The 14119-nt window shown below is 46.3% G+C and carries 13 protein-coding genes; 10 read left to right on the top strand and 3 right to left on the bottom strand.

The annotated features are described in order from the left end of the window. Positions 1-128 precede the first annotated feature (128 nt). From E0496_RS20325 to E0496_RS20315, 3 genes are all read left to right on the top strand, one after another. Positions 129-1217 carry a low temperature requirement protein A gene (locus E0496_RS20325; RefSeq protein ID WP_141503663.1) on the top strand — a complete coding sequence of 363 codons (1089 nt, stop codon included), beginning with the start codon at positions 129-131 and terminating at the stop codon, positions 1215-1217. A gap of 106 nt (positions 1218-1323) precedes the next feature. Then, positions 1324-1962, top strand: a complete 639-nt coding sequence (locus E0496_RS20320; RefSeq protein ID WP_161601504.1) for a ThuA domain-containing protein — start codon at positions 1324-1326, stop codon at positions 1960-1962. Between the two features lie 125 nt (positions 1963-2087). Continuing rightward, positions 2088-3077: a Gfo/Idh/MocA family protein gene (locus E0496_RS20315; protein ID WP_141503661.1), complete on the top strand. Its 990-nt coding sequence runs from the start codon at positions 2088-2090 to the stop codon at positions 3075-3077. An 80-nt stretch (positions 3078-3157) separates the two neighbouring features. Here E0496_RS20315 and E0496_RS20310 read toward each other — a convergent pair whose 3' ends face one another. Then, a complete protein-coding gene (locus E0496_RS20310; protein ID WP_141503660.1) occupies positions 3158-3784 on the bottom strand; it encodes an SGNH/GDSL hydrolase family protein in 627 nt (208 codons plus the stop codon). Positions 3785-4132: 348 nt separating this feature from the next. Here E0496_RS20310 and E0496_RS20305 point away from each other — a divergent pair, with 348 nt between their 5' ends. Beyond that, on the top strand, positions 4133-4327 hold the full coding sequence (locus E0496_RS20305; RefSeq protein WP_141503659.1) for a hypothetical protein: 195 nt from the start codon (positions 4133-4135) through the stop codon (positions 4325-4327). Positions 4328-4638: 311 nt separating this feature from the next. Then, positions 4639-5706, top strand: a complete 1068-nt coding sequence (locus E0496_RS20300; protein WP_141503658.1) for an LLM class flavin-dependent oxidoreductase — start codon at positions 4639-4641, stop codon at positions 5704-5706. A 25-nt stretch (positions 5707-5731) separates the two neighbouring features. On the opposite strand, the gene E0496_RS20295 is transcribed toward E0496_RS20300, so the two are convergent. Continuing rightward, positions 5732-6487 (bottom strand): alpha/beta fold hydrolase, encoded by a 756-nt coding sequence (locus E0496_RS20295; protein ID WP_161601503.1) that lies wholly within the window; start codon positions 6485-6487, stop codon positions 5732-5734. Between the two features lie 330 nt (positions 6488-6817). Here E0496_RS20295 and E0496_RS20290 point away from each other — a divergent pair, with 330 nt between their 5' ends. The 5 genes from E0496_RS20290 (at position 6818) to E0496_RS20270 (ending at position 13131) form a co-directional block, all read left to right on the top strand. Further along, positions 6818-7072, top strand: coding sequence for a DUF3934 family protein (locus E0496_RS20290; RefSeq protein ID WP_141503656.1), 255 nt, complete (start codon positions 6818-6820; stop codon positions 7070-7072). Positions 7073-7280: 208 nt separating this feature from the next. Continuing rightward, positions 7281-8243, top strand: a complete 963-nt coding sequence (locus E0496_RS20285) for an acetylxylan esterase (protein ID WP_141503655.1) — start codon at positions 7281-7283, stop codon at positions 8241-8243. A 278-nt stretch (positions 8244-8521) separates the two neighbouring features. Then, positions 8522-9652 carry a GGDEF domain-containing protein gene (locus tag E0496_RS20280; RefSeq protein ID WP_241674911.1) on the top strand — a complete coding sequence of 377 codons (1131 nt, stop codon included), beginning with the start codon at positions 8522-8524 and terminating at the stop codon, positions 9650-9652. Further along, entirely contained in the window at positions 9618-10715 is a 1098-nt protein-coding gene (locus E0496_RS20275) for a GGDEF domain-containing protein (protein ID WP_206669825.1), read from the top strand. Before E0496_RS20280 ends, E0496_RS20275 begins: the two co-directional genes overlap by 35 nt. 49 nt (positions 10716-10764) lie before the next feature. After that, positions 10765-13131, top strand: a complete 2367-nt coding sequence (locus E0496_RS20270) for an EAL domain-containing protein (RefSeq protein WP_141503652.1) — start codon at positions 10765-10767, stop codon at positions 13129-13131. Positions 13132-13313: 182 nt separating this feature from the next. Here E0496_RS20270 and E0496_RS20265 read toward each other — a convergent pair whose 3' ends face one another. Beyond that, positions 13314-13958 carry a GntR family transcriptional regulator gene (locus tag E0496_RS20265; RefSeq protein WP_141503651.1) on the bottom strand — a complete coding sequence of 215 codons (645 nt, stop codon included), beginning with the start codon at positions 13956-13958 and terminating at the stop codon, positions 13314-13316. Positions 13959-14119 lie beyond the last annotated feature (161 nt).

Raw genomic sequence — 14119 nt, 5'->3', positions numbered from 1 at the left:
TAAGTCCACAGCATTATTTTGGAGCATAAGCATTGACAATTATCTTAAATTGATATATCTTTAATTTAAGATAATAAATAAAGGACATACTATTCATAATCTATATAGTAGAGAGGAGCCTGATTCGCATGCATGAAAAGAAGGTCACATGGCTGGAGCTTTTTTATGATTTATTGTTTGTAGCGGCGATTTCTAAGGCAACGCATATTTTATTACATACCGAGCACGGAACCATTTCATTTGAGCATTTGTCCAAATTCATTCTTATTTTCATTCCGATTTGGTGGGCTTGGGTGGGGCAGTCGGTATATAACAACCGCTATGGGCGTGATCTTGCCACACACCGGATCTTTATGATTTTACAATTGTTTTTTGTGTTGATCATGACCGCCAGTCTTAATGTCGATTTTGATTCCTACTATGTTCCTTTCTTCGTGGGGTATATCGGCTCTAGAGCGTTAACTGCGATTCAATATTTGCTCACGCAAAATAAAGAAAAAGCCAATCGGAAAGAAACCGCCCGTTTCTTCGGGACCTACTTCTGGCTGGGCATTCTCCTATCCAGCTTTTCACTCTTTTTTGACTCTTGGATTCGCTATGCGATTTTGTATGCAGGTATTGCCGTTGATATCCTCGTTCCGCTAATTGGCCGGAAGCATTTAGTGAAGACGCCTATCCATACGGCGCATCTGCTGGAGCGATTTGCACTCTTTACCTTGATCCTGCTAGGGGAATCGGTAGTCAGCATGCTTTCTGTTCTTCAGTCGGATGAAATGACGGGCTCTTCGGTTCTTTTTGCTGCAATGGCTTTTGTTCTGGTCATAGGCATCTGGTGGCAGTATTTCGAGAACGTGGAGAAGAAGCTGGACAAATCGAAGAAGACGGCCGGGCAAACGATTATTTACGGGCATCTATTCATCTATTTGTCGCTAAGCATGATTGCGGCCTCGATTCAGCTTCTATATCTTAACCAGTTGGAATACACCTTTATGCTGATCTTCCTGTTCGGGTCTGTACTGCTGTATTTGTGGTCGGTGATGTTTGTCCTGCACGCTTATCGCTTTAAGCATCTTCAACCGCGAGTTAAAACCGTCATTCTTTTAACAGGAGTGCTTGCAGCTTTGTTTCTGCTAAATCTATTTATGGTCGCCTCTCCACATGTGATTTTAGGTGAAATGATGATATTTTTTATCTTGTTTGCGAGAACTACGGCTTAAACCAAGATTTTATTGGTCTAGGCCTTAACTTTCGGAAGCGATGGGAGACAGAAACGTTTATAATCGATCATATAGCCATTTATATAGAAGCGAGGAGATAAACGAAATGAAGGTTGGCGTCATATGTGACGATTATTGGCATCCTGGCCAGATGATTAAAGAAGGCTTGGGTCTACTTGAGGAGCAAGGTTTTCAATTTGATTACAAGCAGCATGCTTCGGAATGGTCACCATCATGGATGCAGCAGCAGGACGTTATCCTTTTGGCAAAATCAAATCAAATCTCGGCATCTGACAAAACGCCATGGCTTACTGAAGAGGTTCAGCAAGCTTTCCATAGCTACGTCGATGAAGGAAGAGGGCTGCTCGTGCTGCATTCCGGTACGGTGGGCTATCGGGACGAGCCTGTTTTCTATGAGCTGGTAGGCGGAGTGTTCCAGCATCATCCAGAGGCTGGCTCCGTTACGATTGCTTATACAGATGAGAATTTGCTAGGCGGCATGGCGGCTCAAGGATTTACTTTGCATGATGAGCATTACTTTGTTGAAGTGTTAGAGGAGCGCATCCAAGTGTTTATGACCTCTGAATCAGAGCATGGTTCGCAGCCAGCGGGCTGGCTTAGAGAGCAAGGGAAAGGCCGCGTTTGTGTGCTTACGCCTGGACATTTCCTGCATGTGCTGCAGCATTCGGAATATCAGATTGCTCTTGCCAATGCCTTGCAATGGTGCGTGAGAAACGAGCGCTAATCACAGAAGGCAGCTTGTAGATCGTCTCTGCAAGCGCTTGCTTACTGGATTTCTAGTATCGTTGACTAGTATAATTAGGGATAAGCACTAATTCCAATAAGATACGTAAAGGAGTGATTGGTTTCATGGCTATACAAACGATTAAATGGGGAATTTTGGGACCAGGTTGGATATCCTCCAAATTTGCAGCTGATCTCGCTTTGGCGGAAGGCGCTGAACTGGTAGCGGTTGGCGGTAGAAATTTGGAGAAGTCAGAGAGCTTCGCCAAGCGCTTTAATATTCCTCGTGCCTATGGCAGCGTTGAAGAGCTGGCTCAGGATGCGGATATCGATATCGTCTATGTGGGAACACTCCATCCGATACATAAAGATAATGTACTTGTGCTTTTACGGGCAGGAAAGGCAGTCATTTGTGAGAAGCCTTTCACGATGAATGCGGCAGAAGCGAAAGAAATCATTGATTTAGCGAGGGAGAAGCAGGTATTCCTTATGGAAGCCATGTGGACGCGCTTCCTGCCACCGATTCTGAAGGTCAAGGAATGGCTGGCAGCTGATAAAATCGGCGAGGTTCGACTGGTGAAGGCTGATTTTGGTTTTGATATCGGCTGGGCACCGGAGAGCCGCTTGCTTGATCCGGCCCTTGGCGGCGGAGCGCTTCTGGATGCGGGTATTTACCCGGTGTCTTTTGCATCCTTGATTTATGGCACCGCGCCGGCGAAAATTATGAGCAGCGCCCGGCTTGGCCAAACTGGCGTAGATGAGCAGTTCTCGTTGTTGTTCGAATACGAGGGGGGCCGTACGGCAGCGTTAAATGGAGCGGTACAGCTTGGCATGGTGAGTGATGCTTATATCTATGGGACCAAAGGATATATCCATGTGCCGAATTTCTTGTTTGCCAAATCCGCTACCCTACATGCCAAAGACGCAGAAACTGAATCCTTCGTTGATGACCGTAAAGCGGAAGGCTACGCCTTCGAAGCAGAGGAAGCTATGAATGCGCTTCGCGAAGGACGTTTGGAGAGTTCAACGATCCCGCTGGATGAGACGCTTGCGATCATGAGCACGCTGGATACAATCCGGAAGCAGTGGGGCCTCCGTTACCCGGCAGACGAATAAGCGATTCCAGAGCGAAAGAGGAGCAGACTGCCAGGGCAGTCTGCTCCTCTTTCTTGATACCCTTATTATTATTATGCTTGCTAGCCCTTAACCGCTTGCAGCCAAGCCTCTGCGATGAGAGCAGCTCCCGCAGCGGATGGATGCACGCCATCGGGCGCCCAGTAAGCAGGGCCTGTCTGAGCTGCGGCCTGGGCGAATAAACCATCAAGCGGCACGTACAGCGCTTTAAATTCCCCGGCGAGCTCGCGTGCCGCTTGAATCTTCGGATCAAGATCCTCGCGCCATTGCTTCTGGCTATCGTTCACGGGCAGCACAAACGGCTCTATCAAAATGAGATTAGCGTTCAACTGCTCCTTAGCACGACTTAGCAAGCGGCGGTAGGTTGTATAATATTCTTCGGTGCTGAGCGGATTATTGCTGTCATAACGGCGCCAAGTGTCGTTGATGCCAACATAGACAGACAGCCAATTTGGCTTTAAATCAAGACAATCCTCTTCCCATCTTCGCTCCAGGTCGACGACGCGGTCCCCCGATACGCCTCTGTTCAAAAACGTAGCTTGCTTCTCGGGATATTTGCGATTAAACAAAGCGCTTACAAGAAGGGCGTAGCCTGAACCGAGATTCGCCCCGTCACTCCGGTTGCGTCCTGCATCCGTAATGCTGTCCCCCTGAAATAAAACAACTGCGTTTTGATTGATTAATGTCATCTTTAAACCTCCAATAGTTGCTAATGATGGTCTTCATAAGATAAGTTTATTTCATTACACGGAAGCGGGCAGTCTTCGACAGCCATCACTTCTTCAGCAGATTCATAATACCTACGAATCAGGTCCCCGGTCAATACGATAATTCAATGAGTGGCATGGCAGAACGTCGCTGGCGAAAATAGGAAACTATTATAATTGAAATTTCTATTTAAATTTGTGCCTTTTTCCTATTTAATAGAATAAGGAGTTAATATAAAGCATATCATGAATTATATTAATTCTTCTTCATATAATTCTCATAAAAGCTTAAGGTTCTTGCTCTATAATCGAATTAAGGGAGTGATGCGAATGACCTCTTCTTACTTCAATGAATGGCTGGATGAATACAATGATTATATGCGGCTGTACTTGTTATTTGGAGATGAGTACTACAGGGAGCAGGCCGATGAGGCATTGGCTTCACTCAAGACAATGGCGGCGAGAGCCGAGCGCCACAAAAGCATCGTTTGGAGAGTGATGAGTGATACCGTCCATGCGTATTAATCAGGCAAAAGCTATAAATCTTCACCGTTACAGAGGATCCTAATCGGGTTAAAACTAATGATCATTTAGTTTTAATGCCATTTAGGATCTTTTTTGTTATAGATAAGCCTATTTTTGTTCAATATAGGTAGAAATGCCGACACATTGAACTTTTTAATAATCATATAGAATACTATTATAATCGGATTAGTGTGAAAAGGATTGCCGCACGCAATTCCCTATGCTACTATTGCTTCAATTCAAGTAGAAGATGAATGGCCAAACAGAAAAAAACAGCTGGCATATCGAATTTTAGAAGGAGGAGTCATACGATGAAGTTTGCGCTATTTAGCCTGGTTATGAACCTTCCAAACGCTGTGAATGGAGAAACGCTAACGCCTCAGCAGAAATTTCAAAATGTAATCAAGCAAGCGATGTTGGCGGAAGAGCTTGGTTTTGACGCTTATGGTATCGGTGAGAGACACGGCGCTCCGTTTCTGTCTTCTTCGCCGCCTGTGCTTCTAACGGCTATCGCCGCCAGAACCTCGCAAATTCGGCTGCTTACTACAGTCACTGTGCTCAGTGTGCTTGATCCGGTTCGGGTGGCTGAGGATTATGCCACACTCGATCATTTGTCCGAAGGACGGCTGGAGCTCATTATTGGCAAAGGCAATGATCCGCGTCATTACCCGCTGTTCGGAATCAAGGAAGAAGAACAATGGGAATCGCTGGCCGAACGCTATGCTCTGCTAAAACGGTTATGGAGCGAAGAGGATGTCACATGGGAAGGGCGCTACCGCCCGGCAATCGAGCGAGTAACGACACAGCCAAGACCGTATCAGACTTCGATTCCGATCTGGCATGGTAGCGCCTCAAGCACGCTTTCGACCGAGCTGGCCGCCAAATATGGCGAACCGATTTTCTCCTCCAACAGCTTCCATCCGCAGGCCAAGTACAAAAGCCTTATTGACCATTATCGGGAGCGGCTTGCTTTCTATGGTCATAATCCCAATCAAGCTGCCGTAGGCGCAGGGGCAGGTAGCTTGTATTTAGCTAATACGCCGGAAGAGGCCATCAAGCGGTACCGCCCTTATTATGATGCGTTTCAGGCAACAAGCGCGGCACAGCATAATCAATCGCCCTTTAAGGATTTGGAGGACACCATTAAGAACGGTCCTTCGCTGGTCGGCAGCGTAGATCAGGTCATTGAGAAAATTATCGATTACCATCGTGCATTTGGCAATCAGGTGCTCAGCATCAGCGTGGATGGCTTGACGGAGACGGAGCAGCGTGAACAGGTCGAGCGTTTTGCCGAGGAAGTGGCACCTGTGCTGCGCCGGGAAATTAAGAGCACGGTCTGGAACAAAACGTCAGCACCACAGCTGCTTACAAACCATTAACATAGGTAGGGGGAGCTAGCTTCCCCTATTTGAGTTCAGCATGCCGCCTATTTTCATTCGTCCACAGCTCAATAACCTCGGCAAATAAATCAGGCTTCCCATAGCTCCATACATGATTTCCTCCACGCACAATGCCCCCCGTGCTTTTCGGCACCTGCGAGAGCAACTTATTGGCCGCTTGTTTGGCTATGCGATTTTCTTCTTCGCCAACCAGCACAAGCAGCGGTATATTATTATTATAGGGAAGCTTGATCTCGCTAAGCATCGTATGCATTCTTCTCACGACACCCGCATTGATTCTCTTCGCGTCACGAAGCAAGGAAGGTTTGTGCTGCTCAGGGATTCGATAGTTTTTCATCATGGAAGCGGCTATTTTCTCTGGAGACATGAGGCTGTATAAGGGGGCAGCAAGCACATTCATTAACATTGCTGTTGTTTTGCTGATGCCGGCTGCAGTCCCGGTAATGACGGCCGATTTTATATTATCGGCGTGGGAAGCCAGTAAGTGGAGCGCTAACGCGCCACCGAGCGACAAACCGACCACATGCACGGCTTCATATTTTTGCAAAATCATGCCGACCTGTCGGATACAATTGTCCGTGGTCAACAGTCCGGCCTCGGCCGTGCTTTCGCCATGCTCAGGTAGATCAACCGCGATGCAATGCCGACCGTGCAGCTTATGGGCAACACCCTCCCACATTTCACCGCTTAACCCCCCGCCATGGAGGAAGAGAATGGTTCCTTTGGTCTCAGCGTTTCCGTACTCACTATAATAAAGCATGCGTAACCCTCCTTTTTTGAAAATATAGGAAAGCATATCATTTCGCTATCCTTTCTCTATATTTTTCGGAATGAAACGTACTGCGCCGCTAAAGGACGCCGAAGGCGTTTTTGCTTGCCAATCATCCATTTATTTCAATTATAACGGATTCCAGCGGCCATATTGGCATGAAAATGCAAATTAATATGAACGGCAAGAATTCAGAGGCAGGATTAATGGTATACTGGTAAGTAATAATAACGAGGAATCAGGTTATGATAGATGCTGCATTCGCATTTTACGAAGTAGATAACAGTTAACTCGCTATAGAAGATATAATGGAGTGATGATATGAGCAGTGCAAAGGGCAAGGGCGGTACGGGCAGAGGTACGGATAAGAAGGGTTGGAACCGCTGGCAGGCGGGGGAGAAGAAGAAGCTGGCCAAGAAGGTATTTGGCAGAAACCAAGGAGCTAAAGGGGCAGACGGTGAAAAATCCGCAGCGGGCGATAAGAATACCGCTAACGCCAAAAGCGCAAACATGCCGAAGGGCAGCACCTCTTTCAAAGGCGGCAGCGCGGCCAAAGGACGGAACACAGCGAAATAATTTCGATGCGCCGGGTAATCAAGGAAGCGCCAAACAAGCCATCATCTCGCATCTATGCGGGATCGTGGCTTTATTTTGTTTATAGGCAGCTTGTTCTCGTGCAATTTTGCAATTTGCTATTCCAATTTTTTCACTTTCTATTACAATGAAGGTAACGCTTTCACAGGGAAGCCGCATGTTAATCATTCATTATAATGGAGGGACAGGAATGCCGTTAGTCGATATGTCGTTGGAGCAATTACAGAACTATGAGGGGAGCAGTCCGCGTCCCGCGGACTTTGATGAGTATTGGGACAGGGCACTAGCTGAAATGCGAGCTGTTGATCCACAAATCGAGCTGATACCGAGCAGCTTTCAGGTTCCCTATGCGGAGTGCTTCGATTTGTACTTTACAGGCGTACGTGGCGCACGCATTCACGCCAAATACATTAAGCCGAAGAACGCAGCAGAGCCGCATCCTGCCGTTGTGCAATTTCATGGCTACACCGGACATTCCGGCCATTGGCAGGACAAGCTGGGTTATGCAGCTCTTGGGTATTCCTTCTTCTCGCTTGATTGTCGTGGACAAGGAGGTTACTCCGAGGATACCGGCGGGGTCAAGGGTACGACGCATCAAGGGCATATTATTCGCGGCCTGGATGATCATCCGGATCAGCTCCTATTCCGTCATATTTTCCTGGATACCGCACAGCTGGCAGGCATAGCGATGCAAATGCCTGAGGTTGATGCAGAGCAAGTGATGGCAATGGGCGGCTCGCAGGGCGGTGCACTAACGATTGCTTGCGCGGCGCTTGAGCCTAGAATCAAAAAACTGGCACCTGTCTTCCCGTTCTTGAGCGATTATAAGCGCGTATGGCAGATGGATCTGGCTAAGGACGCCTATGCGGAGCTGCGTGCCTTCTTCCGCCACTTTGACCCGCAGCATAAACGGGAGGAAGAAATTTTTACCAAGCTGGGTTATATCGATATTCAATTTTTAGCTTCGCGTATTCGCGGGGAAGTGCTGTTTGCTACCGGCCTTATGGATACCGTTTGCCCGCCTTCTACGCAGTTTGCTATTTACAATAAAATAACATCTGAAAAAAGTATGGAAATTTATCCGGATTTCGGACATGAGGATCTTCCTGGCTTCTCTGATATGACGATGCAATTTTTCTTGGGCAATAAATAATTTAATGGCTAACAAAGTGTTATAAAGCGGTAGAGACAGCTGGAACAGAGAGTGATTTCTGTATTAGCTGTCTTTTTTTTATTGTCGAATATAGCATGCGGATAGGTGGAAAGTCGTAATTGTTCAAGCGTTGTTAAGGGATTTATTAGGTCTTGGCTACTATGAAATATCACATTATTGATTGTTCTGTCGATATATACGCTTTATAATAGAATGATAGGTTGGATAAATATGTGAAAAATAATGAACAACTAGTAAAGTGGTGACTACCGGTGACAATGTCCCGATATATCAATAACAACTCTTGGAATCGTTGGGTGCTCTACTTCTACTGGGTGTTGTCTACAGTCGTACTGACGATAACCGAATGCATTCATTTAGTCCAATATGGCGGAAAAGCTTGGCAGGGGGGACCGTTATTCCCAGACGGATATGGAAGTGCGAGCTTATGCATGTTGCTTTCTCTGCTGCTTGCTGAGGTGCTATATCGTAACATGAAGCGATATTTTGATTATATTCTGATTGCAATGGGTCTCGTGTATGCTGTAATCGTCATGCTGACCTTTGGACGGGAAGTTCAAGGGCTATACATCGGGCTGGATCTGCCTATCATTGTTGCTTTATTTTATTTCAGCCACAGCCGGCTGTGGTTTGCAACTATTCTGACGCTTAGCAGTTATATAGCGATGATGGTTATGGTTGAGCCGTTCAAGACCTATATTGGTTTTTTGGATTTAATAGCGGTCATTGGCATGATAATGGGAACCAGTCTAGTCGGACTAGCCATTTTGAAAAGAGGAAATGAGCTGCAGCATGCGCTTGAACGAGCGGTCACTTCGGAAATTGAGGCGTTCGCGGATGCTGTCGCTACTCAAAATGCATCTAAATACGATTATTTAACTGGTCTTTATAACCATATTACCTATCAAGAGTATTTAACCGCTTTGATTCAGCAGCATGAGGTCTATCAACTGCCACTGCAGCTGGCTGTACTGGATATCGATAATTTTAAGACCATTAATGATTCGTTCGGCCATCATGCCGGCGATCTGGTGCTTAAGGAAATGGCTTTACTGCTTCAGGAATGCCTTTCCACGGAGGATGTTGCGGCACGATATGGCGGCGAGGAGTTCGTGCTGTTGTTAACAGGGAAGTCAACTGAACAGAGCCATCAGCTGTTAGAGGAAATACGCCAGAAGCTGGCGTCGACTGCTTTTTCAGTCATTATGCACCAGAAGGTGACCATAAGCGTCGGGATGGTGGAATACAAGGCAGGCCAAGGGAAGGATGACTTGTTTCAACGTGCGGACGCATATCTCTATGAAGCCAAGCGTACCGGGAAAAATAGGGTCGTTTCGCCGCACAGAAAGGGACATGAAGATGCTAACCAAATTTCTGAGTGCTCCTGAGCATATCTCCAGCTGGAATCAAAAAATTAGAATGTCGTATTGGCTTATTGGCTTGATTACCGTGCTTGCTGTAACAGGGGCCTTCTTCGTCGTAGCCGCCAATGAGCCACACAGACTAGAGGCATTCATTCATAAACAAGTCATTATCCGAATTGTGTTGATTGTCGGTACGTTGATTGCTGCGGAGCTGGTTTATCTACTGATCAGCAAAGCACAGGATTATATCATTATCGCTCTTGGCTCCTGTATCGGGGCTATAACGCTTGCGTTATCCTCACCAGAAGTTCACGGGGTGCACATTGTTATGATTTTGCCCATCCTTGTTGGGATTCTGCATTTTAATTATGGGAAGGTAGTCTTCGCCAGTGGGATCTCGATGTTCTGCTATATGCTCGTTATCGTGTTCGTGCCTCTTTACAGGTATGAGGTTGCTTTTTATCAGAAGGCGGTAGGCTTCTCTTTTATTATGATTGTTACGTTGGCCGCTCTTGGCATTGTCAATCGGGGTCTTCGAATGATGGAGGAAGAGAAGGAGGCGCTAACCAATGAGAAGAAGCATCGCCTGGAGCAGCTTGCCCTGCAAGAGGTTAGCAGAGTAGATGCTCTTACGGGACTAGAGAATCACAAAACATTTCAAATCCGTTATAGAGAAGCCATGTCTGATGACAGGACTCACTCCTTTCATCTTGCGATTTTGGACATTGATAATTTCAAAGCTGTAAATGACAATTTTGGTCATTCGATTGGCGATCTAGTGTTACGCAAAGTAGGTAGACTACTAAAGGATTACGCAAACGAGAATGTTTTGCCATCCCGCTATGGTGGTGAGGAATTCACCATTATATTTCGGAATATGGATAATAAGCAGGTTACGGGTTGTCTCGAGCGGATGCGGGAGGGAACGGAAAAGCTTCATCTTCCCGAACTGGAGGGAAGGGGAATAACCGTCAGCATAGGGTGCCATAAGCGGGAGCCCGGAGAGGATCGGGATCTGTTATTTCGCTTAGCCGACGAGGCTCTCTATCTGGCAAAGCGCAGTGGAAAAAATCGGATTGCTTGGTGAAGCGTCGCATATCCCATTTCATTCATACTAAGCGAGGAGGCATCAAGTTTTGAGTGACTATCAACCTGTATTGCTTCTGTTCATATTCATGCTTCCTGTTCTATATATGATTGATACCTCACTGGTTATTCTGAGGCGCAATTCTATGCATATTGAGAATAGACTTGCCTCACTTACAACCGCTTTACTCGCGCTTATGATTAGCTGCCAATATGTTCAGCAGCTCTTGCCTATGGACCATACACTTCAAATTTCTGCGTATGTGGTCTATCCGATCTCACTTGCTGCTGCATGCCTGAGCGTACTGCTGCATCTCAGGGTGACAAGCAGTTATCACCGTATTTCCATGGCTCTGAGCAGCGCGTTGGCCTTCTCGCCGCTGATTATTTATTTACTATTGCTGCTTTTAAAAGGACCCTCTTTTTATTTCATAGGGGTGAGAGTAGAAGGGCCGTGGAAACAGCCAGCTTATGTGGCGGGCTTTTTTGTGGTTATCGTGACTTTCTTATTCATCTCCATTTGCAATGTCTGCTTGTGCCTGGTCGCAAGGAAGCGGTCAACGACGGTTCTCCTGCGCAAGCGATATACGGTGCTCTTTAAAGCGAACCTCTATTATCACTTCGCCACCTTTTTTGTCTTGCTCCTCATTGTGCTGCTCTCTTCTTATATGTACATTGATGTTTCGTTTGTCGGCATTGCTTCCGTTATATGGAGTGTCTCCATTCGCCATTTCATGAAATACGACGTACTGCCCTCCGTGAAAAAAAAGTTTGAGCTGCTCTATCATTTATCACCGACAGCGATCCTAATGCTGGACCGGCACATGCTGCTTAAGGAAGCGAATCCGGGAGCGGTGCGTTTACTTGGTTATGACAATGAGGCAGAGCTCAAAAACAAAGTTTTGCTTGATTTTATCGTTGAAGCCGATCGGCTGAACGTGAAAAACAATTATACGGAAACTTTTCCACTTCAGAAATGGAGAAACTATGAAGTGTCCATTAAGGATCGCGGAGGTAAGCAACGTGTGATTCTTATGGATACGGAAAGAATAACCGAAGGCGAAGAAGGATTTGTGCTTGCGGTAATCCGGGATATTACCCAGCAGAAAGAAGAAGAGCTGCTCATTCATTTTTTGGCGCATCATGATACGCTGACGAATCTTCCGAACCGTTATCATTTTACGAAAGAACTGGAAAATTCTTTGTTGGCCGTTAGGGAAAAGAAGTCTTTATTAGGCGTGATGCTGATTGATCTTGACCGCTTTAAGCTGATTAACGATACGCTTGGGCATCAGTATGGCGATGAAGCGCTGGTTGAAGTAGCTAAACGGCTGCTGAATAGTGTGAACAAGAGCCATTTGCTTGCCCGTCTTGGCGGAGATGAATTTATTATTCTTATTAAAGATGCTTCGGAATACGACGAAATTGTCTCGATTGCCGAAAATATCCATCAGATTTTCCAGCTCCCCATTACTCTTCAGGGACAGGATTTTTATTTGGGCGGGAGCATCGGGATTAGCGTGCATCCCTTTGATGACGATACCCCGAACGGGCTGATCAAGCAGGCGGATATTGCCATGTACAATGCAAAGCATAGCGGGGGCAATCAATACCGCCTTTATACGAATGCGATGATAGCGCTGGTGCAGCGTGACGTTCGGCTCGAGAAGAACTTGAGGAAGGCGCTTGAGCTTAGGGAGTTTGTGCTGTATTACCAGCCGCAGATTGATTTGGCTAGCGGACGCCTAATCGGGGCAGAGGCGCTTATTCGTTGGAATTCTGCAGAGCTAGGAATGGTTCAGCCGGGTGAATTTATTACGCTTGCGGAGCAGACAGGCTTAATTAATGAAATTGGCCAGTGGGTTATCGCGGAGGCTTGTGAGCAGGGACGGTTATGGCAAGAGCGGGGCTGGAATGATTTTATGCTATCGGTCAACGTATCCTCTAGGCAGTTCATGCAGCCGGATTTCGTCAACAAAGTGCAGGAGACGCTGCGCTCTAGCGGCTTGGAGCCGGGACGGCTATGTCTCGAAATAACAGAGAGCATGGTGGTCAATAACTTAAATGTGGCCCGGAAAATGCTGGATGAGCTTGTTGCGCTTGGCATTCACATTGCAATTGATGACTTCGGGACCGGCTATTCGTCCTTAAGCGTATTGAGACAGCTGCCCATTGCGATCATCAAGATTGATCGCTCCTTTATAACGGACATGAACGCCTATGAAAGCGGATTGTCGATTGTCAAAACGATCGTATCCATGGGACATGATCTCCAGAAGCAGGTTGTAGCGGAAGGCGTGGAGACAATCGATCAGCTGGAGCAGCTCAAGCAGCTCGGCTGCGACAAAGCGCAGGGCTACTATTACCATAAACCGCTGCCGCTTCAAGAGTTTAATAAGCTGCTGTCCGATAGGTAAGGGCTACCGAATGGTATGCGAACAAATAGAAAGATAACGGGTCGCTTCCTTCCAAATGATAGGGTAACAAGAGTTAAGAAAGAAGTACGAGGTTTTATAGGATCCGAAGAAGACCGCCCCTAAGCAAACAGATGCTCAGGGGCGGTCTTCTTTGAAATGTACAATGATTTGTGCTGCTAAGGCTAAAGCATTTCCGTATCAATAATGCGCCAGTGATGCTTCAGCGTGCATTCCAGCTTTTCTTTGTCCTTCGTGCGGAATAATTCTAAAATCCGTCTATGCTCACCGTTCACTTCCTTTAATACGGCAGCCAGCTTCTGTTTGTCTTCACTGGCATAGGATTGGCGGATAAAGCTGTTTTTTAAGGAGTTTAATGTTTCAATCAGAACTGGATTATCGCATTTTTTTATGTATATGTCGTGGAAGTTGTATTGGTCCATATAGTATTCGGTAAAATAGAGCTTGCGTATATCCTCGTCGATTTTGTCGACCAGTGTCTCCATTTCCCTCAGATCTGCTTCCTGCAGCAGATCAATGCACAAGGTAGCAGCCAGTGCATCCAGCACGCCAATAATTCGAGAAAAATCGAGCTTCTTTTTGGGGTCAAACGCCTTTACGGTAAAGCCGCGTCTAGGCAAATAATCGAGGAGATTATCGGACGCCAGCTGAAACAGCGCTTCCCGCGTGGGCGTTCGGCTAATATCCAGCTTTTTGCAGATTTCCGCCTCATTTACCTTTTGGTTAGGCAGCAGCGTGCCGTCTTGAATTTTTTGAGCGATATACTCGTAAACATGATCTTTTAACGATTGGTATTTAGGTGCTTGCATGCTGAAGACCCCTTTTCTACCTTTATGAAGCAAAGGTGATTGCAAATGAAACGGTTTAAACCATTCTGTACATTCATTTAATTGTAAACGTTTTATCGTCCTGCATCATTTGTTTTTACTATTTTAACACCTGATCATAAGGTTATACAAGCAAATGTAAG

It is taken from the genome of Paenibacillus luteus (assembly GCF_006542765.1).
GTDB lineage: Bacteria > Bacillota > Bacilli > Paenibacillales > Paenibacillaceae > Pristimantibacillus > Pristimantibacillus luteus.
Note: the sequence above shows the minus strand (reverse complement) of the source record. Positions and strands in the feature narration are given on the sequence as shown.